Genomic DNA, 22,623 nt, shown 5'->3' with positions numbered 1-22,623 from the left:
CTGCGCCGCCCCTTCCTGTCATTATTCCCCCTCTGCGCGCCTCCAGTCCTCCCCGGTGGCACGCCCTTTTGGAGTTCGTTTCTTGACGAAAAAGACCATCGCTTTCATCGCCTTGCCTGCGATTGCGCTTCTTGCGGCCTGTACGCCGCGCCCAGCCAGTGGACCAGTCACGCAGAATGTCAGCAAGGCTGCGCTACCGACGATGGAACGCATTGCACTGGCAGCCAACAGCTGCTGGTTCAAATCGAAGGACAAGGATTTCCGCAGCTATTCGCTGGCGCCGGAACTCAATTCTTTCAGCGGTCGTCCGCGTATCCTCGTCGTGCCGGGGCACAATCCGGCAGCGCGCCCGCTGCTAGTCGTTCAGGCGGAAGGCAATCCCGCCCGTGTCGAAACCTTCGGCCCGATGCTCCAGGAAAGCCACGGCAACCGCATTCTCAGTGACGTCAACCGCTGGGCATCTGGCCAGAAGGGCTGCTAAAATTGAAACCCTCCCGCAAAAATGCGGGAGGGGTCATCTCTATAACAGCTGTCGACGACAGCGAATGTGTGTTTCAGTTCTTCACATCGAATTCGTTCTTGGCAGCGCAGGCGGTCGCTTCCCGTTTCAAAGCTTCAGATTTCGTCCCGCCTGATGCCAATGTCTTTAAGCTGTCTATCGTCCAGCTCCATAAGCATCTTCCGGGTCCGACGTCTTGACGAAGATGCCCGGACTTTATCGACAAGCCCTGTCCAAGCCTTGCGTATCCTGTGCGGCACAACCGAAACTGACCGAGCGCGCAAGCCCTTGCTTAAATCACTCGCAATATCGACTTCCGGCAGAATAGTAATTGCGTCAATCACATCATTGGTTGGCCTGATGTAGTTCATTACAGCAGCCTCCTCTTTTCAAACATTAGCTTCATGCGAATGGATTGATAATTAGGATGCTACCAAATTCACCAATATGAACAATTACAAGTACTTGCGCTGGATTTCTGCCTCGCTATTTTGCCATAGCCATTATTTCGATACTGCTCATATAGAACTCGACGATTGCAGGCATGTTCCTGCACGCGCGTAAGCCCGGAGCGGGTTTGGGAATTTCAGCGCAGATGAAAACGTACCTTGCGCGCTTCCCGCTCGGCTTCGCTTCTTCTGAGGCCAATATCGCGCAACTGCTCCTCGGTCATTTCGAACAGCGCGAGGCGACTGCGACGCATCATGCTTTTGTGTGACAGCCAGTTGAAGAGCCGACGCAGCAGGCCCGCATCCGTCGCTTCCCCCGACGCAGCCTCCAGCTGAGCATGCAACCCACGGGGCAGTTCGCTTATACGATCCGCATCCGGCATGGGGGAAATTGTATCTATTGTCTCTGTCTGCAGTCTGAAGTAAAACATCGTCCCGTCCATTCATGTGCGCGCCTGATGCCATAGGGGGGCCAGATTTGAAGGTGATTCACGGCAAATCTGGATATAGGGGCATCAATCGGCTGTGAAATGACTCTATAATTGACTCCGCAACCGATACAATTTATAAGTTGTCACCATGACAAATTGGATTCCTGACCTATCGAGCAAAACCGGCCCGCTTTACCTGCAATTGGCGGATGCCATTGAGGAAGCGATCGGCAATGGTGGATTGCCTGCGGGCGTGAAACTGCCGCCGCAGCGCAATCTCGCTTACGATTTGAAGGTGACAATCGGTACAATCGGGCGCGCCTATGCGCTTGCCCATGAGCGTGGCCTCGTCACCGGTGAAGTCGGGCGCGGCACCTATGTGCTGAGCGAAGAGCCGTCCGAATCCGGGCTGGTTCCGCCCGGACTGATCGGCACGAAACCCGCTGACGTGCCGACGGGCAAAATCCGGCTTGATTCCACGTCGGCGCCAGAAGTCGGCCAGCATGATGTGCTGGCGCGGATCAGCGCCGACATTCACCGCGATTTTCCGCAGGAGATCGCCAATTATTCGCGTCAGTTTCCGCAGCATTGGCTGGAAGCGGGCCAAAAATGGCTCGGCAGGGCCAACTGGCAGCCGGATCTCGACAATATCGTCATCACCAATGGCGCGCAGGCCGCAAGCATTGCCATCATCACGGCTTTCACCAATCCGGGCGACCGCATTCTGTTCGAAAACCTGACCTATGCGCAGATCAGCCGTTCGGTGCGACTTCTCGGTCGTCGCACTATTCAGGCGGCGCATGATGAATATGGCCTTATCCCGGATGAATTCGAGCGTGCCTGCCGCCAGCAGCACCCGACTTTGGCGTTTCTCATGCCAACGCTGCACAATCCAACGCTTGCGACCATGACGGCGGAGCGCCGTCGCGCGATAGCCGATATTGCGCGGCGGTATAATGTCTGGCTCATCGAGGACGACATTTACGGCAGCATGTGCGAAAGCGACATTCCGCTCTTGGCAAGCTTTGCACCGGAGCGCACTTTCGTGGTGTCTAGTCTCTCCAAGGCGGTTGCCGCTGGCATACGCAGCGGCTGGGCCGCCTGCCCTTCGCATTGCGCGCAACGGGTCAAGGTCACGCACAAGATGATGACGGGCGGCGTGGCTTTTCTGCTGGCTGAAACCGGCGCACAGCTTGTGCTGTCCGGCGCCGCCGACGATATCCGCCAAAAAAGCCGTATAGAAACAAGAGCGCGTGAAGAAATAGCGCGCCGCGTGTTTTCCGGCTTCGATTTCGTATCCCGCCCCAATATCCCGTTTCTCTGGATGGGACTGCCCGAGCCATGGCTATCCGGCACATTCAAGGCTGCGGCCTATGAAAGCGGCATTCTGATTGACGATGAGGACGAATTCAAAGCCGGTCGCGTCGATCAGATTTACCACCGCGTGCGCGTCGCCTTCTCGTCACCGATAGACAGGAACATTGTCGAAGACAGCTTTCTGACGTTGCGGCGTCTGCTTGAAAACGAACAGGCGGGCTATGAGGGCAGCGTGTAAACGCCGCCCCTTGCCGGTCTGATAGAGTTTCGATGCAATCAGATGCTGAATCAGGCCGGGAAAGCGGCATTTTCCTGTCGCGCTTCCAACAGAGTTGGGTTAAAGAGACCCCTTGAAACCTTAGGTGTCCGCCCTTCGCCAGAAGTTTCCGGGTGCCACAGCCTGCGACGGGGTCCCTCATCTCCATGACTATTTCCAATAAGCGCGATATCACGCCGGAACTTATCGAAGCCCACGGTCTCAAGCCGGACGAGTATCAGCGCATCCTCGAATTGATCGGCCGCGAGCCGAGCTTTACTGAACTCGGCATTTTCTCGGCCATGTGGAACGAGCATTGTTCCTACAAGTCCTCGAAGAAATGGCTGCGCACGCTGCCGACCACCGGTCCGCGCGTCATTCAGGGCCCCGGCGAAAATGCAGGCGTCGTGGACATTGGTGACGGCGATTGCGTCGTCTTCAAAATGGAAAGCCACAACCACCCGTCTTATATCGAGCCCTATCAGGGCGCGGCGACCGGCGTGGGCGGCATTTTGCGTGACGTGTTCACTATGGGCGCGCGTCCCGTTGCTGCGATGAATGCGCTGCGCTTTGGCGAGCCGGATCATCCGAAGACCCGCCATCTGGTGTCCGGTGTCGTGTCCGGCGTCGGCGGCTATGGCAACGCGTTTGGCGTGCCGACCGTTGGCGGCGAAGTGAACTTCGACAAGCGTTATAACGGCAATATCCTCGTCAATGCTTTTGCAGCTGGTCTTGCCAAGCATGACGGCATCTTTTTGTCGGAAGCCAAGGGCGTCGGCCTGCCGGTCGTCTATCTGGGTGCCAAGACGGGCCGTGACGGCGTCGGCGGCGCGACCATGGCTTCGGCTGAATTCGACGAATCGATTGAAGAAAAGCGCCCCACCGTTCAGGTCGGCGACCCATTTACCGAAAAATGCCTGCTTGAAGCCTGCCTTGAGCTGATGGCGTCGGGCGCAGTTATCGCCATTCAGGACATGGGTGCGGCGGGCCTCACCTGTTCTGCTGTTGAAATGGGCGCAAAGGGCGACCTCGGTATCGAACTCATTCTCGATCATGTTCCGGTTCGCGAAGAGAACATGACCGCCTATGAAATGATGCTTTCGGAAAGCCAGGAGCGCATGCTCATGGTTCTGAAGCCGGAAAAGGAAGCCGAAGCCCAGGCGATCTTTCGCAAATGGGGTCTCGACTTCGCCATTGTCGGCAAGACGACTGACGATCTGCGTTTCCGTGTCATCCATCAAGGCGAAGAAGTCGCCAATCTGCCGATCAAGGATCTGGGCGACGAAGCGCCGGAATATGATCGTCCGTGGATGGAACCGGGCAAGCATGCGCCACTCCCGGCCAGCAATGTGCCGCAGGTGGAAGACTATTCGGCAGCGCTTCTCAAGCTCATCGGCTCGCCTGACCTTTCGTCGCGCCGCTGGGTCTACGAGCAATATGATACGCTCATTCAAGGCAATTCGCTGCAGGTTCCGGGCGGCGACGCCGGTGTGATCCGCGTTGAAGGCCATGACACCAAGGCGCTCGCCTTCTCGTCGGACGTGACGCCACGCTATTGCGAAGCCGATCCCTTCGAAGGTGGCAAGCAGGCGGTTGCCGAATGCTGGCGCAACATCACCGCGACTGGCGCAGAGCCGCTGGCTTCGACCGACAATCTCAACTTCGGCAATCCTGAAAAGCCGGAAATCATGGGCCAGCTCGTCAAGGCCATCGAAGGCATTGGCGAAGCCTGCCGTGCGCTCGATTTCCCGATCGTTTCGGGCAATGTCTCGCTTTATAACGAGACCAACGGTCAGGCCATTCTGCCGACACCGACCATTGCCGGTGTCGGCCTTATTCCGGACTGGACGCAAACGGCCAAGATCGGCGGCATGCAGGACGGCGACGCGCTGGTTCTGCTTGGCGGCGACGGCACGCATCTCGGCCAGTCGATCTATCTGCGCGATCTCTTCGACCGTGCCGACGGCCCTGCCCCGTTCGTCGATCTCGCGCTTGAAAAGCGCAATGGCGAATTCGTCCGCTCGGCAATCCGCAATGGTCAGGTTACGGCCTGCCACGATCTTTCCGATGGCGGTCTGGCAATCGCTGTTGCCGAAATGGCGATCAAGTCCGGCAAGGGCGCAACCCTCAATGCTGGCGATGGCCTGCCGCACGCTGTTCTGTTCGGTGAAGATCAGGCGCGCTATGTGATCGCCGCCACGCCAGAAATGGCCAAGCTCATCGCGCTCAATGCCGAGGGAGCAGGCATTCCGTTCCGCATTCTGGGTCAGGTCGGCGGCGACCGTCTGACCATCGGCGATAGCGTCAATGTCGGCGTTACCGAACTGACGCAGGCTTTCGAAGGCTGGTTCCCGGGCTTCATGAGCGGTGAGTTGGTCAGCGATAACTGATAGTTGCTAAACCGGCAGAAGTTAAAACGCCCGGATGAACATCTCATCCGGGCGTTTTGCCTGTATGGACCACCTGTGTGGCATTTAAACATTAGACAGATACACATTGACGTTCCACGATGGTGCGGTACGATTCGATGGGTAACAAGAAGCTGGAAACGGCGGGAGTATTTGCATGGCTATGGACGCACATGAGATCGAAAAACTGATACGCGAAGGGATTCCCGGCGCAAAGGTGACGATCCGCGACCTTGCCGGTGACGGGGATCATTATGCAGCCGAAGTGGTCGCGGAGAGCTTCCGCGGCAAATCGCGCGTGCAGCAGCACCAGATGGTCTATGACGCGCTGAAGGGCAATATGGGCGGCGTGCTTCACGCGCTTGCCTTGCAGACCAGCGTTCCGGAGTGAACCGAAGCGCTTATTGAGCGGACAGCATCTGCTGCGGCAAGATGTTGCCCCTTCAATCCTGCACTTCGCGCGTATTTGACTTGCTTTCACCCGCACGGGGTGGTTACGAGCATGGAAATGATTATATTGGGAGAGACCTCCCAATTAAGCCGGAAATCGACCCGGCGAGTTTGTTTGAAGCGTGATGCGGCCCCATATGTTCCAACGACATTGGGCACACGCTCTGAAAGGAAACGAGATGACCGGCATTAACGATTTCATCGACAATGAAGTGAAGACCAACGACGTCGTGCTTTTCATGAAGGGCACGCCCGGCTTTCCGCAGTGCGGCTTTTCCGGTCAGGTCGTTCAGATCCTCGACTATCTTGGCGTCGACTATAAGGGCGTGAACGTGCTTGCCTCCGACGAGATTCGCCAGGGCATCAAGGAATATTCCAGCTGGCCGACCATCCCGCAGCTTTATGTGAAGGGTGAATTCGTCGGTGGCTGCGATATCGTGCGCGAAATGTTCCAGTCCAACGAATTACAAGCACTTTTTACCGATAAAGGTATTGCCACCAAGGCTGCTTGAGGATTAATAGCCGGTCATACGGCTTTAGTCTTAGCTTTTTACAAAAGGCGCCGTTTATCGGCGCCTTTTCGTTTTTATCCGACGGCAGTTTCTGCCGGGTGCCTCATTTTCGAGATTTCGACGTTCGTACCGCCCTTTACTGGCGCGGCGCGTCATTATGCCAAGGAATGTCAGTCATGCCGATCGACATAAAGAACGCCTCGCCGGACCAGAAGACCTCCATACACGGGCGCGGCGAATTCATTGCACTGATCGCGGCCATCATGGCCATCAATGCGCTGGCAGTTGATATCATGCTGCCCGGCCTGCCGCAGATTGGCGCGAGCCTCGGCGTGCAGTCGGAAAACCATGTGCAATTCGTGATCACCGCCTATCTGCTGGGATTCGGTGTCTCGCAGCTGTTCTATGGGCCGCTGAGCGACCGGTTCGGTCGCCGTCTGCCGCTGTTCGGCGGCTTGGTGATCTATGTGCTGGCTGCGCTCGGTGCCGCCATGGTCACGGATTTCACCACGCTCATCATATTGCGCGTGCTTCAGGGACTGGGTGCCGCGGGCACCCGCGTCATTGCCGTTTCAGTGGTGCGCGACCGTTTTGCCGGTCGCCAGATGGCGGAAGTCATGTCGCTGGTGATGATGATCTTCATGATCCTGCCGGTCGTCGCACCCGCCACCGGACAGCTGATCATGCTGTTTGGCGAATGGCACCTGATCTTCCTGTCCATGGCCGTGATGGCGCTGATCGTCGGCATATGGGCCTTCATCCGCCTGCCTGAAACGCTGCCCACAGACCAGCGCCGCCCGCTGACCATCAAAAGCGTGATCGGCGGCTTCGGTATCGTGCTGTCGAACCGCGTCGCGCTGTTCTACATGCTTGGCACGTCGTTCATCCTCGGCGCGCTGTTCGGCTATATCAATTCCGCCCAACAAATCTTCGTGGATATCTACAAGCTCGGCTCCTACTTTCCGCTGGCGTTTGCTGCGGTCGCCATGACACTGGCGCTGGCGTCGTTCCTCAACTCCCGCCTCGTCGGACGGTACGGCATGCGCCGCATCTCCCAGTCCATGCTGCTGGTTTTCACCAGTTTCAGCCTGCTCTGGATGGTGCTGTCGATTGTGCTGGTCGATCCGGTGCCGTTCCCGCTGCTGATGGCGATCTACATGACCATCATGTTCTCGTTCAGCCTCGTGACGGCCAATTTCAACGCGCTTGCGATGGAGCCGCTTGGCGAAGTTGCAGGCACGGCATCGTCCGTTCTCGGCTTTGCCCAGACGGTCATCGGTGCTGCGCTGGGTGCGATCATCGGTCAGGCCTTCGACGGCACCACGACCCCGGTCGCCATGGGCTATGGCGTTCTTGGCTTCGTCGCGCTGATCTGCGTGCTGATCGCCGAACGCGGCAAACTCTTCCGGGTGCAGAACCCGCCTGCCGAACATGTGGTCGGTTGATTTTCAACGAGAATAAAAAACCCGCCATTCCGGCGGGTTTTGTTTTTACTCTTCCCAGAGCGCGGCCTGAATGGTCTGCCAGCTTTCCTTGCTCGGCGCGGCCAGTATGCCCCCGCCGATATGCGACGGGTGATAATCGCTACCGTCCCAGCGAGCGAGATGGCCGCCTGCTTCCTGATGGATCAATGCGCCGGGCAGATGGTCCCAGGGCATCAGCTTGTTATAGACCGCGAAATGCGCGCCGCCGGTCGCGAGAATGCGATAGTCATGCGCTGCACAGCGATACCCGATCTGCGACAGGAATTTCGTATGATTGCGCGCAAGACGTGACCGTAGCGGTTCCGCCATGTACTGCCACGAGATCGTGCCTGTCATCTGGTCGATACCAGCAGGTTCGGCAACGCGGACCTTGCGCGTGCTGCCAGTGCCATGGCGAATATAGCTGCCGCTGCCCTTTGTGGCCATGATCCAGTCATTGCCGACCGGATCATGAATGATGCCGGCGACGGTCTCGCCTTTCGACACGACCGCTAGCATCACACCGAACAGCGGTACGCCGGATGCGAAATTGAACGTGCCGTCCACCGGATCAATGGTGAAAGCAAAATCTGCATCCCCGAGTCCGTCGAGCAAGGCTGGATTGTCGGAGCACGCTTCCTCGCCCACAATCATCGCATCGGGATAGCGTTCTTTCAGCTTTGCAGTGATAAAGCGCTCTGCATTGATGTCGGCTTCCGTCACCAGATCGGCGGGGGACGTTTTCTGCCGGATATCGTCCGCGTCGAGCGTGCGGAAACGCGGCATGATTTCTTGCTGGGCAGCTTCTGCCAGAAGATCGGCAAGCCAGTCGAGCTGGCCTTCATCAAAGCGCACTGTCATTCCCTTCATTCTTCTCGTCATGCGGACCAGCCATCAGGCCCGCGAAATCGAACAGTTTGCGGTCCAGAAGATGGCTCGGGCGCACATTGGTCATGGCGCGGATCATCGTGTCCTTGCGGCCCGGCATGCGCTTTTCAATATCCGTCAGCATGGCCTTCATGGCATTGCGCTGAAGCCCTTCCTGGCTACCGCACAGGTCGCAGGGAATGATCGGAAACTGCATGGAGGTTGCAAATTTTTCCAGATCGTCTTCCGCCGCATAAGCCAGCGGGCGGAACACCATCAGATCGCCTTCGTCGTTCAGAAGTTTCGGCGGCATGGCGGCAAGGCGTCCGCCATGAAACAGGTTCATGAAGAAGGTTTCGAGAATATCCTCGCGATGATGGCCGAGAACGATGGCCGAGCAGCCCTCCTCGCGCGCAATGCGATAGAGATTTCCGCGACGAAGGCGCGAACAGAGCGAGCAATAGGTGCTGTTCTCTGGTAGCTTGTCCGTCACAATGGAATAGGTGTCCTGATATTCGATGCGATGCTCGATACCATAACGGTTCAGGAAATCCGGCAGAATGTGCTTTGGAAAATTCGGCTGTCCCTGATCCAGATTGACGGCCAGCAGTTCGACCGGCAGCAATCCGCGCCATTTGAGATCAAGCAGCAGCGCCAGCAGACCATAGGAATCCTTGCCGCCGGAAAGACAGATCATCCAGCGCTCGCCGGACTTCACCATAGCAAAGTCTTCGATAGCCTGACGCGTCAGACGCAGAAGGCGCTTGCGCAGCTTGTTGAATTCGACCGTGGCGGGCACGTCGCGAAACAGCGGATGGCAACCGTCTCCACCGGTCTCTTCCGAGATACCGGGCAAATTATCTGGCGCAATATTCGGATCAAAAGCGTTCATGGTTCTTCTCGGATACTGTCTCGTACTGCGCTTTACATACAGAAAAGCCGCCCATGGGGAAACCATGGGCGGCCATTTCTTTGCGATAAGTGGTGCCCGAAGGCGACCAGATTAACGCGAGTAGAATTCGACCACGAGGTTCGGTTCCATCTGGACGGCGTAAGGCACATCCGTAAGGGTCGGAACGCGGGCGTAGGTCGCAACCATCTTGTTGTGATCAACTTCGATGTAGTCCGGCACATCGCGTTCTGCGAGCTGAACAGCTTCGAGAACAACAACCAGCTGCTTCGACTTTTCGCGAACTTCAACAACGTCACCAGCCTTCAGGCGGAAGGACTGGATGTTGACGCGACGGCCGTTCACGTTCACGTGACCGTGGTTGATGAACTGGCGTGCAGCGAAGATCGTCGGAACGAACTTTGCGCGGTACACAACAGCATCCAGACGTGATTCGAGAAGACCGATCAGGTTTTCACCCGTGTCGCCCTTGCGGCGAGCGGCTTCGTCATAGGTCTTGCGGAACTGCTTTTCCGAGATATCGCCGTAGAAACCCTTGAGCTTCTGCTTGGCGCGCAGCTGCACACCGAAGTCCGAGAGCTTGCCCTTGCGGCGCTGGCCGTGCTGGCCCGGGCCATATTCACGACGGTTAACCGGGGACTTCGGGCGGCCCCAGATGTTTTCGCCAAGACGGCGATCAATCTTATACTTTGCGGATTCGCGCTTGCTCATCGCATTTCCTTCAAAAAGTTAGTGCGCCATACGGCGCAGACAGGAAACGCGCCCTCCTCTGCCCTCCGTTTTCGAGGACTGACAGGATGAAGCGCGCGAGCGCAATCTTCATCCACGGGACACGTCAAATGAAACGCCAGCGCATTAAAACGCCAGCGATGGCGGGCTTTTAGTCATGTGCATGTCATCTTGTCAAGTTCGAACGCTTGCCAAAGCCCAGATAACCGGGCGTTTAAAGCGCTTTTCGCCGTCTTTTGCAACATATTGCCATCAAGCGTGAAGGAACGCGGCTTCTCTTTGCGGCATTATGCAGTCGGGGCTGTAGAAAATGAGGTATTCATTGGTGTTGCTGGTCCTGCCCCGTTTCCTATCCCAACGAAATTCAATTGCCGCAGTTCTCCTCCTCAGTTTCCTCGGTTTTACGGGAGAAACGGCTCTTTATCCTCAGCCCGCACAGGCGCAAAACTTCATCGAAAAAATCCTGAAGCGCGATGCGCAAAAGGCAAAGCAACAGCGCAAGCGCCCGTCGGCCAAGCCGCAAAAGAAACGGCAGGAAAGAAAGCCGCCAGCCCGGCAGGATAAAGTTCCGACAAAACCTGCACCACAGTCAGCATTGCCTGTTGTCGTTCCGGTTCCAACACCGGCCCCCAGACCGGAGCCTACTCCCGAATCGAAGACCGAGGTAGAGCCCGCCGTCATCATTCCGCCTGAAAAGCCCACCCCGCCACAACAGGCGGAGCCAGAACAGCCGCAGCCTTCAAAACCTGCCGCTGATGAACGCGTCTATCAGGTGGCGTGCCCCGCGCTGATTTCCGGCGATGTAGAGGGCAAACTTCTGACCCCCATCGAAGACGGCGCGCAATGCGGTCTCCATTCGCCGCTCTCGCTGACGGCAATCGGCAAGAATGAGCCGCTCAAGCTTGCCAATCCCGTCACGACGAACTGCGCCATGGCGGTGACACTCGCCCAATGGAGTAACGACGTTAAAAACGCAGCACAGGATATCTACGGCAAGGACATCAAGATTACCCAGATCGGCACCGGCTCTGATTATCAATGCCGCAAGGTGAATGGTGCATCCACGGGCCGCGTCTCTGAACATGCTTTCGGCAATGCGCTCGACATCATGTCCTTCACATTCTCCGACGGCAGCAAAACGCAGCTGGAAAGTGGCTGGAATGGCGCCGACAAGGAAAAGGCCTTCTGGCGCGCTGTGCACGGCGCAAGCTGCAAGCTTTTCATGACCGTCATCGGCCCGGATGGTGATGCGGCGCACCGCACCAACATGCATCTTGATCAGGGCTGCCACGGCAAAAGCTGCACGGCCCGGATATGCCAGTGAGAAAAGTGCATAACCGCCCGGAATTCATAAAAAAATCCAAATCCGGTTTCTAGTTTGATGCGGTATTATCGATTCCAGAACGGGTCCGCCTGTGACAGAATCACTGGAACCGCTCTCTTTGCCTATTTTGCAGGGTTTCCGAAAAGGATATGGGGCATGCAATTGACCAAAATTATACTTTCCACCCTTTGCGCCATCGGCTTTGTGACCGCCGCTCACGCAGACGCCGTTCCGAAGCGCTCGAAAGATTTTACGGGTAATTACCAGACATTGGTCAAGGACCAGCAGGCCTCGCCACAGGTGGCCGATTGTGTGGCCAGCGGTTATGATCTGGTGAAAAAGGACAAGAAATACGACCGTCTAGGCTTCACCAAAGACGATATTTCGTCAGCTACAACCAATGACACATCATCGAAGTTCAGCGCCAAGGACCCGCGCAAGGTCTCAGCCGTCATCTCGGTGCCGGGCGAAGCGCGTATCAAGAGCACGGGCTATAAATGGGATGGCGTCAATCTGCGTTGCGGCATCACCAATGGCAAGTTGACTGCCATCGAGGTGGTTCAAACCAAAGCCGCACAATAATTTGACCGGCGACAGCCACGCAGAACCGAGCACCTGATCCCAAGTCAGGTGCTCTTTTTGTCGTCGACATGCTGCGGCAGACCTTTGCGCTTGGTCTCGGCGAATTCTTCCAGTTCTTTCTCGCTCATCGATTCGTACATCTCTTTCGATGCGCCGATTAACTCGCTGACCTTGATCTCGCCGCGCTTGGCCGCCAACGCAGCACCGGCAGCCTTTTGCTGGGCTTGAGATTTTGCAGGCATGAACTCTTCTCCTGTTGCGCCGCCCCAAGGCCAACGCGACGGATAGAAATCAGTTCCCGCCGCTAGTCCTGCTCACTGTCGAAACGAGCGCGCGCACTGCGTAGCGATGCCCGGTTTGCAACCGCCCATTGCCCCAGACTGTCGATAGGCCCCGCCAGCGAATGACCAAGCTCGGTCAGCGAATATTCGACTTCCGGTGGTGAAGTCGGTCGTACATGGCGCGAAACCAGCCCGTCGCGTTCGAGCGAACGCAGCGTGACCGTCAGCATACGCTGCGAGATTCCTTCAATTTCTCGCCGTAAGGCATTGAAACGCATGGAACCGCTCTGCAAGCTGAAGATAACAAGAATGCTCCACGTGTCGCCAACCCGGTCGAGCACATCACGGATCGGGCAAGAACCCTTGCCGTCCGTCTCAAAAGCCGGTGTGGAAGACAAAAGCGGCGTGTTGGCGTCTGGTCGTGTCGGTATCGTCATAGTCACTCTTATCACATACTCGCTTGTTGGGATCAAACCGGATGCTTGCGTCTGCGCTCCCGCCAAGCCCATGCACTCGTCAACCCTGCACGTCCAAACGTCCTTGTCTTGCCTTTTGGACGGTTACTTCCATGTTTCCTACCCATGTAGAAGTGCGTTCTTCACAAGCCCGGTAGCCTGACATATGTAGTTACCAGAAATAACCTGATTATGAAACATACCTTAAATGGCTGAAATACAAAAGCGTAAGGAAGGAACTGGAATGGCTAAAATCGCACTGATCGGCGCAACGGGTTTTGTTGGCGCAGCAATCTTGAAGGAAGCCGCATCGCGCGGCCATCATGTTACGGCGCTGGTACGCCACCCGGAAAAGGTGGAAAAGCTTGCCAACGTGACCGCCGTGAAGACGGACGTGTACGACACGGATGCGCTCGCCAGCCAGCTTTCAGGACATGACATCATCATTTCCGCATTCAATCCCGGCTGGGGCGACACGAATATTCGTGAAAACCACATCAAGGGCAGCCGCTCGATCAACGAGGCGGCCAAGAAGGCAGGCGTCAAGCGTCTGATCGCGGTCGGTGGTGCTGGTAGCCTGTCGATCAACGGCCAGCAACTTGTCGATTCCGCCGAATTCCCGGCAGAATGGAAAGAAGGCGCTCTGGGCGCCCGCGAAGCGCTGAACGAGCTGCGCAAGGAAAGTGGCCTCGACTGGACCTTCGTGTCGCCAGCGATCATTCTTCAGCCGGGTGAACGTACGGGCAAATATCGTCTTGGCGGTGACGAGCCGGTTTTCAACGACAAGGGCGAAAGCACTATTTCGGTCGCCGATCTGGCTGTCGCTATCGTCGATGAGGCCGAACAGGGCAAGCATATCGGCAAGCGTTTCACCGCAGCCTATTGATTACTGCTTCTTGATCGCATTTCTGCTTTAAAAGCAAAGCCGGACGGTCAATGCCATCCGACTTTAGAGCGCATCCCGAAAAGTGTGAAACGATTTTCGGAAAAAGATGCGCGTTAAAACAAAGAGTTAGAGCGCCGATCTGAGCCAATCAGATCGAAACGCGCTTTAACGTATCAAAACAACCGGCGGAGACCGTATGGAACTCGGAATCTATACTTTTGGCGATCTTGGTCCAGACGTGGAAACCGGAAAGCCGATCTCGCCGCAACAGCGCATCAGCAATCTGATTGAGGAAATCGAGCTGGCCGATCAGGTGGGGCTCGATGTCTTCGGCCTTGGCGAACACCATCGGCCCGATTATTCGGTATCCGCACCCGCCGTTGTTCTGGCTGCTGCGGCCTCGCGCACCAAAAACATCCGGCTGACGAGCGCAGTCACCGTCTTGTCGTCCGACGATCCCGTGCGCGTTTACCAGCAGTTTTCGACGCTGGACCTGATCTCGAATGGACGCGCTGAAATCATGGCCGGACGCGGTTCGTTCATCGAATCCTTCCCGCTCTTCGGGTACAATCTCGACGATTACGACACGCTTTTTGCCGAAAAACTCGATCTGCTTCTAACGATCCGCGACAACGAACGCGTGATCTGGACCGGGACGACGCGCGCAGCCATTGACGGGCGTGGCGTCTATCCCCGTGGCGTGCAGGAACAGCTGCCCATATGGCTCGCCGTTGGCGGTACGCCAGCTTCCGTCGGTCGCGCCGCCCTGCTCGGATTACCATTGGCTCTCGCCATTATCGGCGGCTATCCGGAACGGTTTGCCCAACTGACCGATTTCTATCGTGAAGCTGGCGCAAAAGCGGGTCATGCGCCGGAAAAGCTCAAAGTTGGAATCAATTCGCACGGCTATGTAGCTGAAAACGCTCAACAAGCAGCGGATGAATTCTATCCGTCCTATTCACAGGTCATGGCAAAGCTTGGCCGGGAACGCGGCTGGCCGCCGACCACGCGAGAGCAATTCGACGCTATGCGCGAGCCGCGTGGATCGCTTCTGGTGGGCAGTCCGCAGCAGGTCATCGACAAGATTCTCGCCCAACACAGCTACTTCAAGCACCACCGCTTTTTGTTCCAGACAGCGCTCGGCAATCTGCCGCATAAATATACGATGAAATCGATTGAGCTGTTCGGCACCAAGGTTGCGCCGGAAGTTCGCAAAGCGCTCGGCGTGGTATCCGCGACATGAAAAAAAGCCCGGTCTCGCGACCGGGCTTTTTTTTAAACCAGTTCCACGTCCACGACGCCCTGAATGGCTTTCATTGCGCTCGCAATCTGCGGGCTGACGCGATAGCGGTGCGGTAGTTCGATTTCGACTTCGCGCTGCCCATTGTCCTTGATGACGATGAGGCTGACCTGTCCATCGCCGCGCGTGTTGAAATGCGGCGCGATATGGCGAATCGCTTCTGCCGAGCGCAGATAAAGCCGCAGCGCCTTCTGCATGCGGCAGGCCTCGTCTTCCAGCGATTGCACGGTCTGGATGCGCAAACCGATACCTTCCGGGCGATCCTCCGCCTGCACCGTGATCACCACCGATTTCCCGCTTTCCAGAAGATCGCGATATTGCGCGAGCCCTTCCGAAAACAGCACGGCTTCAAACTGGCCGCTGGCATCCGACAATTGCACAATGCCCATCTTGTTGCCGGTGCGGGTCTTGCGCTCCTGACGCGCCGTCACCGTGCCCGCCAGACGCCCGGCATTGGCGCCGCGCTTCACCGCAGCCGAGAAATCAGCCCAGCTTTGCACGCGCATACGATCCAGAACCGCGCGATATTCATCGAGCGGATGCGCCGACAGATAGAAGCCGACCGCCTGAAACTCTCGATGCAGCATTTCCGACGGCAGCCAAGGTGCGGCCTGCGGCAGAATAAGCTGTTCCTTCGGCGCACCGGACAGGCCGAAAATATCGGACTGGCCGCTGGCGGCATTTTCCTGCGTGCGCTGGGCAAAGCCCATGATGCGGTCCATGCCTGCGCTCATTGCCGGGCGTTCGCGCTTGAAGCAATCCATTGCGCCCGCATTGATCAGGCTTTCCAGCACACGGCGATTGACGATCCTCGGATCGACCCGTTCGCAGAAATCCTCAAGGCTTTCAAACGGCTTCTCGGCGCGCACATCCACAATATGATCGACAGCGGCTTCACCGACGCCCTTGATGGCAGCCAGTGAATAGAAAATCTGCTTCTCGCCCACTTCAAACGGACGGAACGAGGTCATGACCGAAGGCGGCACGACCTCGATCCCCAGACGATTCGCTTCGCGACGGAAATCGTTGAGCTTGTCGGTGTTAGACATATCGTAGGTCATCGACGCGGCCAGAAATTCGACCGGGTAATGCGCCTTCATATAGGCTGTCTGATAGGAAACGATGGCATAGGCTGCCGCGTGCGACTTGTTGAAGCCGTAATCGGCAAACTTGGCGAGCAGATCAAAGATCATATTCGCCTGAGCCTTGTCGACGCCGCCATCAATAGCGCCCGAGACGAAACGGACGCGTTGCTTGTCCATTTCCTCGCGAATCTTCTTACCCATGGCGCGACGCAGAAGGTCAGCTTCGCCGAGCGAGTAGCCCGACAGCACCTGTGCGATCTGCATCACCTGTTCCTGATAAACGATAACGCCTTGCGTTTCCTTGATCAGGTGATCGATCTTCGGGTGAATGGAAGCGATTTCCTCTTCACCATTCTTGCGCGCATTATAGGTCGGGATGTTCTCCATCGGACCGGGACGATAGAGCGCGACGAGCGCAATAATGTCCTCGATCCGGTCAGGACGCATGCCGAGCAGCGCTTTACGCATGCCAGCACTTTCAACCTGAAACACGCCGACGGTTTCGCCGCGCGACAGCATTTCATAGGTCAGCTCATCGTCGAACGGCAGCCGAGTCAGATCGATGTCGATCCCCTTGCGCGCTACAAGCTTGACCGCCGTTTCCAGCACCGTCAGCGTCTTCAGCCCGAGAAAATCGAACTTGACCAGACCCGCTTGCTCCACCCACTTCATATTGAACTGGGTGACTGGCATATCGGAACGCGGGTCGCGATACATCGGCACCAGTTCCGACAGCGGACGGTCGCCGATCACGATACCGGCGGCGTGGGTCGAAGCGTGGCGATAGAGACCTTCCAGCTTGAGCGCCATATCGAGAAGCCGCCCAACGACCGGTTCCTTCTCGCGTTCCTCGGTGATCTTCGGCTCGGTTTCGATGGCCTGCGCCAGCGACACCGGATTGGCTGGATTTTGCGGCACCAGCTTGCAGAGCCGATCCACCTGCCCATAGGGCATTTCGAGAACGCGGCCGACGTCGCGCAACACGGCGCGCGCCTGAAGCGTACCGAAGGTTATGATCTGGGCTACCTGATCACGCCCGTATTTCTCCTGCACATAGCGGATCACCTCTTCGCGGCGATCCTGACAGAAGTCGATATCGAAGTCGGGCATCGATACGCGGTCCGGATTGAGGAAGCGTTCAAACAGCAGCGAGAAGCGCAGCGGATCGACGTCCGTAATCGTCAGGGCATATGCGACGAGCGAACCCGCACCCGAACCACGGCCCGGCCCGACCGGAATGCCATGTGCCTTGGCCCATTTGATGAAGTCCGCAACGATCAGGAAGTAGCCGGGGAACTTCATGCGGGTGATGATGCCGATCTCATATTCGAGACGTTCGGCATATTGTTCCGGCGTATAGCCTTCGGCAAGGCCCACGCTTTCCAGCCGCATCTGCAAGCCCTCACGAGCCTGACGTGCAAGTTCTTCTGCTTCCGCAGCGACAGCGGCTTCAGGATCGTCGGATTCACCCGTGAAGCGTGGCAGAATTGGAGCGCGGGTTTGCGTGTACCAACTGCAACGCTCCGCAATCTCAATCGTGTTGTCCAGCGCCTCGGGCAAGTCGGCAAACAGCGCCGCCATTTCGGCGCGGCTTTTCAGATAATGATCCGGCGTCAGGCGGCGGCGATCATCATTGGAAAGGATCTGCCCCTCGGCGATGGCCAGCAGCGCATCATGGGCTTCGTAATCCTCCGCCTTGAGGAAGAACGCCTCATTGGTGGCCACCAGAGGCAATTCCATCTCATAGGCTAGCGCAACAGTCTTGGCTTCCAGAGCACGGTCATAGCCCGCATAACGCTGTAACTCGACATAAAGCCGATTGCCGAATGTCTCATGCAGGAACGCCAGACGCGATTGCGCCCTGTCTGGCCGGTCTGCCGCAAAAGAGCGACCGATTGGCCCGAGCGGCCCGCCTGACAGGACGATGACGTCCTTGGACAGTGCTGGCAGCCAGCCTGCATCTATATGGACCGGATCGCCCGCAGGCGTATCCAGAAACGAGCGGCTGACCAGCCGCACGATATTCGCATAGCCCTCTTCCGTCGAAGCAAGCAGGACGAGAGGAGCCAGATCAAGCGCGAGCCTGCGATTGATACTGCGCCCATTGTCGTTGTGGTCGCCGAAGGCAACATCGACCTGACAGCCGATGATCGGCTGCACACCATCCTTCGATGCCTTCTGCGCAAATTCGAGTGCACCAAACAGATTGTTGGTGTCCGTTATCGCGATGGCCGGCGCTTCGTCGGCAATCGCCTGTTTGATGACCTTGCCGAGCGGCAATGCGCCCTCGAGCAAGGAATAGGCCGAATGAACACGCAGATGCACAAAACGCGGCGTGGAAACGCTTCCACTGGCTGCATTGTCTGCTGCTGCATCATTCATTCTATTCACCCTGATCAAACCGAACCGTGCGGGTGGACATACACCCGTTTCATAGGACCGCCTACTGAAATGCTGCTGGTCGCCGGCGACTCTGTCGCATTGAGCTTTCAGTTTCAGGGAATGTCCCGGCGATGTCCAGAGAGACAGCCGCCGGTATCAAATGGGTACACAAGAGAACCCTCAAAAGCGCGTTACTTCGAGCCGGTTCAGACGGCGAACTTCAGTGATCGCACTCCAAGCTTTGTTACGCATATCAGTGTCCAAAACAGGTTTTCCGCTTTGGATGATATGCTTCAGTCACTTCAGATCGCGCTGACCCAGATGGCGAAGGTTGCAATAAACAGGCTGACGGAGACGAATGACAAAACGTCGTGGACGAGATCGGTCATGTGGAAAACTCCTCTGTGTTCACGTATGTTTATTTTTTGTTCTATTTTTGTTCCGAAGTCAACACCCTGTTTGAGTCGCCAGTTACATTAGGGTTTACGAATAATAAACGCAGAACCGCAGGCGGTATCACGCGCCTGCGGTTTCAATAGCTTAACGATGGAGAAAGTTGGCCGTCTTACAGATCGACGACCTTGCCGTCCTGCAAGGTCACGCGCCGGTCCATGCGGCGGGCCAGCTCGTGATTATGCGTGGCGATCAGCGCCGCCAGACCGGACTGGCGCACAAGGGCTTCCAGCGCCCCGAACACATAGGAGGACGTCGTCGGGTCGAGATTGCCGGTCGGCTCGTCGGCTAAAAGCACAAGCGGCGCATTGGCGACGGCGCGCGCAATAGCGACACGCTGCTGCTCACCACCGGAAAGCTCGGCGGGACGATGCGAAGCGCGCTTGCCGATCTTCATATATTCGAGCAATTGCTGTGCGCGTTCCGATGCGGCCTTCTTGGTCAGGCCACGGATCATCTGCGGCATCATCACATTTTCCAGCGCTGAAAACTCCGGCAGCAAATGGTGGAACTGATAGACGAAGCCGATATCGTTACGACGCACCGCCGTACGGTCGTCATCCGAGAGCGCGCTGCAGGAGCGACCGTCGAGAAAGACATCGCCATTGTCCGGGCGTTCCAGAAGCCCAGCCGTGTGCAAAAGCGTGGACTTACCGGCACCGGACGGGGCGACGAGCGCCACCATCTCGCCGCGACGCAGCGTGAAATCGGCGTCTTTGAGGATAACCAGTTCGCGGTCGACTTCCTTATAGGCGCGACTGACCTTCTCCAGCCGCAGAATAATTTCAGCCGCCATTATTCGTACCTCAATGCTTCGACCGGATCGAGCTTGGCAGCGCGCCAGGCTGGGAAAATGGTGGCGATAAAGGAAAGCACCAGTGCCATGACGATGACGGAAATCGTCTCGCCAGGGTCCATCTTTGCTGGCAGCTGGCTCAGGAAATAGAGCTCCGGATTGAACAGCGTCGTTCCCGAAAGCCACGAGAAGAACTCACGCAACCGTTCGACATTCAGGCACACCACCACGCCGAGCACCACACCGGCGACCGTGCCGGTCACGCCGATGGCTGCACCCGTCATCAGGAAGATGCGCATCACCGCTCCGCGTGTCGCGCCCATAGTGCGCAGAATAGCGATATCATGCCCCTTGTCCTTCACCAGCATGATGAGACCGGAGATGATATTGAGCGCCGCGACCAGCACGATCAGCGTCAGTATCATGAACATGACATTGCGCTCGACTTCCAGCGCCGAGAAGAAGGTCTGGTTGCGCTGGCGCCAGTCAACAAGTGTCAGCTGGCGACCTGCCGCCTCTTCCACCGGCGCGCGCATCGCATCCACCTTGTCTGGATTATCGACAAAGATTTCGAGCGACTGCACCTTGCCTTCCTGATTGAAGAAAAGCTGCGCCTCGGAAAGCGGCATCATCACGATGGAATTATCATATTCCGACATGCCGATCTCGAAGATCGCGACAATCGGATAAGGTTTCACACGTGGGGTGACGCCAAAAGGCGTGACATCGCCGTCAGGTGTGATCACTCGCAGCGTATCCCCAACCGATAGACCGAGATTTTCGGCCATGCGTGTGCCGATGGCGATACCACCGCTCTGGTCGAACCCCTTTAATGTGCCCTGACGGATATTGCCCGATATAAGATTCAGCTTGTCGAGGTCTTCTTCACGCAAGCCTCGGACAAGTGCACCTGTTCCCGGTCCAATAGTGCCTTGCACCAGAGCCTGCCCTTCCACTACGGGAATGGCGAATTTGATGCCGGAAATACCGTCGATACGCTTGATCAGGTCCGCGTAATCGTCCAGCGGACGATCAATCGGCTGCATGATCAGATGGCCATTGATGCCGAGAATGCGCGTCAAAAGCTCGGCGCGAAAGCCGTTCATCACCGCCATAACGATGATGAGGGTCGCCACGCCCAGCATGATGCCGGTGAAAGAAAACCCGGCAATAACCGATATGAACGTTTCACGGCGGCGCGCACGCAGATATCGCCACGCGATCATCCGTTCGAAGGCCGAGAAAGGGCCGGACTTCGGCGGCTTCACAGCTGCCTTGGCCTGCCCTTCGGACTTTGCTGCCGCCGCGCCGCTCATGCTTCAGCCGTCAGCATGTTGATGGCCGCTTCCACCGTCAGGTTCTGGCGTTCGCCGGTCTTGCGGTCCTTGACTTCAACCTCGCCAGCGGCAACGCCGCGCGGACCGACGATCACCTGCGTCGGCAGGCCGATCAGGTCCATGGTGGCGAATTTTGCACCGGGACGGTCATCCGTATCGTCCAGCAGTGGATCGACACCGGCATTGGTTAGCGCTTCGTAGAGCTTCTCGCTGACGCTATCGCAGCCTTCGTCGCCGGGCTTCATGTTCACAATGCCTGCGCCGAACGGTGCAATTGCCTTTGGCCAGATGATGCCCGCATCGTCGTGGAAGGCTTCGATGGCTGCGGCCACGAGGCGCGACGGACCGATGCCGTAGGAGCCCATCGACACCAGATGTTCCTTGCCGTCCGGGCCCTGCACTTTCGCGCCCATCGGTTCGGAATATTTCGTGCCGAAATGGAAGATGTGACCGACTTCGATGCCGCGCGCCGAAACCTGATCATCAGCCTTGACCTTGGCCCAATCGGCTTCGTCGTGCATTTCGTCGGTTGCCGCGTAAGGCGTGGTCCAGCGATTGACGATATCGGTCAGCTGCGCATCGTTGCGGAAATCCGTATCCGCGCCTGGCACGGCCAGATCGAGATAGGCCTTGTCGCAATAGACCTGGCTTTCGCCGGTTTCGGCCAGAATGATGAATTCATGGCTGAGATCACCGCCGATTGGGCCGGTGTCGGCGCGCATCGGGATCGCCTGCAGACCGACGCGCGCAAACGTGCGCAGGTAGGAGACGAACATGCGGTAATAGGCCATCTTCGCGCCCTCATAATCGAGGTCGAACGAATAGGCGTCCTTCATCAGAAACTCGCGTGAGCGCATCACGCCGAAACGCGGGCGGACTTCGTCGCGGAATTTCCACTGGATATGATAGAGGTTAAGCGGCAGATCCTTGTAGGAGCGCACATAGGAACGGAAAATATCCGTGACCATCTCTTCATTGGTCGGGCCGAAGAGCATTTCGCGCTCCTGACGGTCCTGAATACGTAGCATTTCCTTGCCGTAAGCGTCGTAGCGCCCGCTTTCACGCCACAGATCGGCGGACTGGATGGTCGGCATCAGGATTTCGTTGGCGCCAGCGCGGTTCTGCTCTTCACGGATGATATCGCAGACCTTGTTCAGCACCTTCAGCCCAATCGGAAGCCAGGAATAGATGCCTGCCGACTGCTGGCGGATCATGCCCGAACGCAGCATAAGCCTATGAGAGACGATTTCCGCCTCTTTAGGATTTTCCTTCAGAATGGGCAAAAAATACCGCGACAAACGCATCGTAACCACCGATCCAGAGAGAATGCCTGCTTGCTTCAAGAATCAGGCAAAAATTAAGCATATTTGAAGGTTTCTTATCGGGTTATGCTTGCGTTGAAAACCCGCCTGAAAAAGCTTTGCGCGGAGCGGTTTTCACCATCCACAGGC

21 protein-coding genes are annotated in these 22,623 nt (G+C 57.2%); 10 read left to right on the top strand and 11 right to left on the bottom strand.

The genetic code is table 11. From position 1 onward, the window contains the following. The first annotated feature begins 82 nt into the window (after positions 1 to 82). Entirely contained in the window at positions 83 to 481 is a 399-nt protein-coding gene (locus FIC94_RS12635; RefSeq protein ID WP_121535884.1) for a hypothetical protein, read from the top strand. Between the two features lie 134 nt (positions 482 to 615). Here the strand turns inward: FIC94_RS12635 and FIC94_RS12630 are convergent, their stop codons facing one another. Further along, positions 616 to 870: a YjiS-like domain-containing protein gene (locus FIC94_RS12630; protein WP_109368822.1), complete on the bottom strand. Its 255-nt coding sequence runs from the start codon at positions 868 to 870 to the stop codon at positions 616 to 618. A 215-nt stretch (positions 871 to 1,085) separates the two neighbouring features. After that, positions 1,086 to 1,391: a DUF1127 domain-containing protein gene (locus FIC94_RS12625; protein WP_109368821.1), complete on the bottom strand. Its 306-nt coding sequence runs from the start codon at positions 1,389 to 1,391 to the stop codon at positions 1,086 to 1,088. A 136-nt stretch (positions 1,392 to 1,527) separates the two neighbouring features. On the opposite strand from FIC94_RS12625, the gene FIC94_RS12620 reads away from it, so the two are divergent. The 5 genes from FIC94_RS12620 to FIC94_RS12600 all read left to right on the top strand — a co-directional run bounded on the left by FIC94_RS12620 (position 1,528) and on the right by FIC94_RS12600 (position 7,767). Continuing rightward, complete coding sequence (locus tag FIC94_RS12620) at positions 1,528 to 2,934, top strand: aminotransferase-like domain-containing protein (protein ID WP_140025104.1); 1,407 nt, start codon at positions 1,528 to 1,530, stop codon at positions 2,932 to 2,934. A 185-nt stretch (positions 2,935 to 3,119) separates the two neighbouring features. Then, positions 3,120 to 5,342, top strand: coding sequence for a phosphoribosylformylglycinamidine synthase subunit PurL (gene purL / locus FIC94_RS12615; protein ID WP_140025103.1), 2,223 nt, complete (start codon positions 3,120 to 3,122; stop codon positions 5,340 to 5,342). 175 nt (positions 5,343 to 5,517) lie between these two features. Next, positions 5,518 to 5,751, top strand: coding sequence for a BolA/IbaG family iron-sulfur metabolism protein (locus FIC94_RS12610; RefSeq protein ID WP_007874594.1), 234 nt, complete (start codon positions 5,518 to 5,520; stop codon positions 5,749 to 5,751). Positions 5,752 to 5,989: 238 nt separating this feature from the next. Further along, positions 5,990 to 6,322 carry a Grx4 family monothiol glutaredoxin gene (gene grxD, locus FIC94_RS12605; RefSeq protein WP_078338449.1) on the top strand — a complete coding sequence of 111 codons (333 nt, stop codon included), beginning with the start codon at positions 5,990 to 5,992 and terminating at the stop codon, positions 6,320 to 6,322. A 176-nt stretch (positions 6,323 to 6,498) separates the two neighbouring features. Next, entirely contained in the window at positions 6,499 to 7,767 is a 1,269-nt protein-coding gene (locus FIC94_RS12600; RefSeq protein ID WP_121535875.1) for a multidrug effflux MFS transporter, read from the top strand. 45 nt (positions 7,768 to 7,812) lie between these two features. Here the strand turns inward: FIC94_RS12600 and FIC94_RS12595 are convergent, their stop codons facing one another. The 3 genes from FIC94_RS12595 to rpsD form a co-directional block, all read right to left on the bottom strand. Beyond that, positions 7,813 to 8,640, bottom strand: coding sequence for an inositol monophosphatase family protein (locus tag FIC94_RS12595; RefSeq protein WP_140025200.1), 828 nt, complete (start codon positions 8,638 to 8,640; stop codon positions 7,813 to 7,815). Then, complete coding sequence (gene ttcA, locus FIC94_RS12590) at positions 8,630 to 9,544, bottom strand: tRNA 2-thiocytidine(32) synthetase TtcA (RefSeq protein ID WP_140025102.1); 915 nt, start codon at positions 9,542 to 9,544, stop codon at positions 8,630 to 8,632. Before ttcA ends, FIC94_RS12595 begins: the two co-directional genes overlap by 11 nt. A 111-nt stretch (positions 9,545 to 9,655) precedes the next feature. After that, complete coding sequence (gene rpsD / locus FIC94_RS12585) at positions 9,656 to 10,273, bottom strand: 30S ribosomal protein S4 (RefSeq protein WP_140025101.1); 618 nt, start codon at positions 10,271 to 10,273, stop codon at positions 9,656 to 9,658. A 328-nt stretch (positions 10,274 to 10,601) separates the two neighbouring features. Here rpsD and FIC94_RS12580 point away from each other — a divergent pair, with 328 nt between their 5' ends. Together FIC94_RS12580 and bspC are read left to right on the top strand one after the other, a co-directional pair. After that, positions 10,602 to 11,615, top strand: coding sequence for an extensin-like domain-containing protein (locus FIC94_RS12580; protein ID WP_140025100.1), 1,014 nt, complete (start codon positions 10,602 to 10,604; stop codon positions 11,613 to 11,615). A 156-nt stretch (positions 11,616 to 11,771) separates the two neighbouring features. Then, positions 11,772 to 12,197 (top strand): type IV secretion system effector BspC, encoded by a 426-nt coding sequence (gene bspC, locus FIC94_RS12575; RefSeq protein WP_140025099.1) that lies wholly within the window; start codon positions 11,772 to 11,774, stop codon positions 12,195 to 12,197. 44 nt (positions 12,198 to 12,241) lie between these two features. Here bspC and FIC94_RS12570 read toward each other — a convergent pair whose 3' ends face one another. Together FIC94_RS12570 and FIC94_RS12565 are read right to left on the bottom strand one after the other, a co-directional pair. Beyond that, on the bottom strand, positions 12,242 to 12,439 hold the full coding sequence (locus tag FIC94_RS12570; RefSeq protein ID WP_109368815.1) for a DUF3008 family protein: 198 nt from the start codon (positions 12,437 to 12,439) through the stop codon (positions 12,242 to 12,244). Positions 12,440 to 12,501: 62 nt separating this feature from the next. Further along, on the bottom strand, positions 12,502 to 12,915 hold the full coding sequence (locus FIC94_RS12565) for a winged helix-turn-helix transcriptional regulator (RefSeq protein WP_140025098.1): 414 nt from the start codon (positions 12,913 to 12,915) through the stop codon (positions 12,502 to 12,504). Between the two features lie 262 nt (positions 12,916 to 13,177). On the opposite strand from FIC94_RS12565, the gene FIC94_RS12560 reads away from it, so the two are divergent. Both FIC94_RS12560 and FIC94_RS12555 read left to right on the top strand, forming a co-directional pair. Next, on the top strand, positions 13,178 to 13,819 hold the full coding sequence (locus FIC94_RS12560) for an NAD(P)-dependent oxidoreductase (protein ID WP_109368813.1): 642 nt from the start codon (positions 13,178 to 13,180) through the stop codon (positions 13,817 to 13,819). A gap of 196 nt (positions 13,820 to 14,015) precedes the next feature. Next, positions 14,016 to 15,062, top strand: coding sequence for an LLM class flavin-dependent oxidoreductase (locus tag FIC94_RS12555; protein ID WP_140025097.1), 1,047 nt, complete (start codon positions 14,016 to 14,018; stop codon positions 15,060 to 15,062). 32 nt (positions 15,063 to 15,094) lie between these two features. On the opposite strand, the gene dnaE is transcribed toward FIC94_RS12555, so the two are convergent. The 4 genes from dnaE to proS all read right to left on the bottom strand — a co-directional run bounded on the left by dnaE (position 15,095) and on the right by proS (position 22,476). Then, positions 15,095 to 18,586 carry a DNA polymerase III subunit alpha gene (gene dnaE, locus FIC94_RS12550; protein ID WP_140025096.1) on the bottom strand — a complete coding sequence of 1,164 codons (3,492 nt, stop codon included), beginning with the start codon at positions 18,584 to 18,586 and terminating at the stop codon, positions 15,095 to 15,097. A 565-nt stretch (positions 18,587 to 19,151) separates the two neighbouring features. Further along, positions 19,152 to 19,835, bottom strand: a complete 684-nt coding sequence (locus tag FIC94_RS12545; RefSeq protein ID WP_109368810.1) for an ABC transporter ATP-binding protein — start codon at positions 19,833 to 19,835, stop codon at positions 19,152 to 19,154. Further along, entirely contained in the window at positions 19,835 to 21,151 is a 1,317-nt protein-coding gene (locus FIC94_RS12540; protein WP_140025095.1) for a lipoprotein-releasing ABC transporter permease subunit, read from the bottom strand. Before FIC94_RS12540 ends, FIC94_RS12545 begins: the two co-directional genes overlap by 1 nt. Continuing rightward, positions 21,148 to 22,476, bottom strand: a complete 1,329-nt coding sequence (gene proS / locus FIC94_RS12535) for a proline--tRNA ligase (protein WP_140025094.1) — start codon at positions 22,474 to 22,476, stop codon at positions 21,148 to 21,150. The genes FIC94_RS12540 and proS overlap by 4 nt, the downstream gene beginning before the upstream one ends. Positions 22,477 to 22,623 lie beyond the last annotated feature (147 nt).

The organism is Ochrobactrum teleogrylli (assembly GCF_006376685.1).
GTDB lineage: Bacteria > Pseudomonadota > Alphaproteobacteria > Rhizobiales > Rhizobiaceae > Brucella > Brucella teleogrylli.
This window is presented reverse-complemented; position numbering and strand designations above follow the sequence as displayed.

Bases quoted from the DNA above. Each gene is read 5' to 3' on its own strand.
- grxD (WP_078338449.1), top strand. From the start codon at position 5,990: ATGACCGGCATTAACGATTTCATCGACAATGAAGTGAAGACCAACGAC.
- purL (WP_140025103.1), top strand. From the start codon at position 3,120: ATGACTATTTCCAATAAGCGCGATATCACGCCGGAACTTATCGAAGCC.
- FIC94_RS12545 (WP_109368810.1), bottom strand. From the start codon at position 19,835: ATGGCGGCTGAAATTATTCTGCGGCTGGAGAAGGTCAGTCGCGCCTAT.
- FIC94_RS12630 (WP_109368822.1), bottom strand. From the start codon at position 870: ATGAACTACATCAGGCCAACCAATGATGTGATTGACGCAATTACTATT.
- rpsD (WP_140025101.1), bottom strand. From the start codon at position 10,273: ATGAGCAAGCGCGAATCCGCAAAGTATAAGATTGATCGCCGTCTTGGC.
- FIC94_RS12600 (WP_121535875.1), top strand. From the start codon at position 6,499: ATGCCGATCGACATAAAGAACGCCTCGCCGGACCAGAAGACCTCCATA.
- ttcA (WP_140025102.1), bottom strand. From the start codon at position 9,544: ATGAACGCTTTTGATCCGAATATTGCGCCAGATAATTTGCCCGGTATC.
- FIC94_RS12540 (WP_140025095.1), bottom strand. From the start codon at position 21,151: ATGAGCGGCGCGGCGGCAGCAAAGTCCGAAGGGCAGGCCAAGGCAGCT.
- FIC94_RS12570 (WP_109368815.1), bottom strand. From the start codon at position 12,439: ATGCCTGCAAAATCTCAAGCCCAGCAAAAGGCTGCCGGTGCTGCGTTG.
- FIC94_RS12620 (WP_140025104.1), top strand. From the start codon at position 1,528: ATGACAAATTGGATTCCTGACCTATCGAGCAAAACCGGCCCGCTTTAC.
- FIC94_RS12580 (WP_140025100.1), top strand. From the start codon at position 10,602: ATGAGGTATTCATTGGTGTTGCTGGTCCTGCCCCGTTTCCTATCCCAA.
- dnaE (WP_140025096.1), bottom strand. From the start codon at position 18,586: ATGAATGATGCAGCAGCAGACAATGCAGCCAGTGGAAGCGTTTCCACG.
- FIC94_RS12625 (WP_109368821.1), bottom strand. From the start codon at position 1,391: ATGGACGGGACGATGTTTTACTTCAGACTGCAGACAGAGACAATAGAT.
- FIC94_RS12555 (WP_140025097.1), top strand. From the start codon at position 14,016: ATGGAACTCGGAATCTATACTTTTGGCGATCTTGGTCCAGACGTGGAA.
- bspC (WP_140025099.1), top strand. From the start codon at position 11,772: ATGCAATTGACCAAAATTATACTTTCCACCCTTTGCGCCATCGGCTTT.
- proS (WP_140025094.1), bottom strand. From the start codon at position 22,476: ATGCGTTTGTCGCGGTATTTTTTGCCCATTCTGAAGGAAAATCCTAAA.
- FIC94_RS12560 (WP_109368813.1), top strand. From the start codon at position 13,178: ATGGCTAAAATCGCACTGATCGGCGCAACGGGTTTTGTTGGCGCAGCA.
- FIC94_RS12610 (WP_007874594.1), top strand. From the start codon at position 5,518: ATGGCTATGGACGCACATGAGATCGAAAAACTGATACGCGAAGGGATT.
- FIC94_RS12565 (WP_140025098.1), bottom strand. From the start codon at position 12,915: ATGACGATACCGACACGACCAGACGCCAACACGCCGCTTTTGTCTTCC.